1 protein-coding gene is annotated in these 1,187 nt (G+C 70.8%); it reads left to right on the top strand.

Annotation, left to right across the window (positions count from 1 at the left end; all coding sequences use genetic code 11):
* The first annotated feature begins 2 nt into the window (after positions 1-2).
* Complete coding sequence (gene aroC / locus ABZ887_RS51175; RefSeq protein WP_361306619.1) at positions 3-1,187, top strand: chorismate synthase; 1,185 nt, start codon at positions 3-5, stop codon at positions 1,185-1,187.

Raw genomic sequence — 1,187 nt, 5'->3', positions numbered from 1 at the left:
CGTTGAGCAGGCTGCGTTGGCTGACCGCGGGGGAGTCCCATGGTCCCGCACTTGTCGCGACGTTGGAGGGCCTTCCCGCCGGCGTGCCGATCACGACGGAGATGGTCGCGGACCATCTGGCGCGGCGGCGGCTCGGTTACGGCCGTGGTGCGCGGATGAAGTTCGAGCGTGACGAGGTGACGTTCCTCGGTGGTGTCCGGCACGGTCTGACGTTGGGTTCCCCGGTCGCGATCATGGTGGGCAATTCCGAGTGGCCCAAGTGGGAGCAGGTCATGGCGGCCGATCCGGTCGACCCGGAGATCCTCGCGGGCCTTGCCCGTAATGCTCCGCTGACCCGCCCGCGTCCCGGCCACGCGGACCTGGCCGGTATGCAGAAGTACGGTTTCGACGAGGCGCGGCCGGTCCTGGAGCGGGCCTCCGCCCGGGAGACCGCGGCCCGGGTGGCGCTCGGCGCCGTGGCCCGGTCGTATCTGAAGGAGACGGCCGGTATCGAGATCGTCTCGCACGTGGTCGAGCTGTGCTCGGTGAAGGCCCCGCGGGGTGTGTATCCCGTGCCGGGTGACGTCGGGAAGCTGGATGCGGACCCGCTGCGCTGTCTGGACGCGGATGCGTCGAAGGCGATGGTGGCGGAGGTCGACCAGGCTCACAAGGACGGCGACACCCTCGGTGGTGTGGTCGAGGTGCTGGCTTACGGCGTCCCCGTCGGCCTCGGTTCGCACGTGCACTGGGACCGCAGGCTGGACGCCCGTCTCGCCGGTGCTCTGATGGGCATCCAGGCGATCAAGGGTGTCGAGATCGGTGACGGTTTCGAACTGGCCCGGGTGCCGGGTTCCAGGGCGCACGACGAGATCGTCAACACGCCTGAGGGCATCCGCCGGGTCTCCGGCCGGGCCGGCGGCACCGAGGGCGGGCTCTCCACGGGCGAGCTGCTGCGGGTGCGGGCGGCGATGAAGCCGATCGCGACCGTGCCGCGTGCTCTGCAGACCGTCGATGTCACCACCGGCGAGGCCACCCGGGCCCACCACCAGCGTTCCGATGTCTCCGCGGTGCCGGCGGCCGGTATCGTCGCCGAGGCGATGGTCGCGCTTGTCCTCGCGGACGCGGTGGCGGAGAAGTTCGGCGGTGACAGCGTGGCCGAGACCGGGCGCAACGTCCGGTCGTACCTCGACCACCTGGCCATCCGGTGA

The sequence above is a fragment of the Streptomyces sp. NPDC047061 genome, assembly GCF_040643955.1.
In the GTDB taxonomy this organism is placed as follows: Bacteria; Actinomycetota; Actinomycetes; order Streptomycetales; family Streptomycetaceae; genus Streptomyces.
The sequence above is the reverse complement of the archived record's forward strand: the minus strand, read 5'-3'. Positions and strand labels throughout refer to the sequence as shown.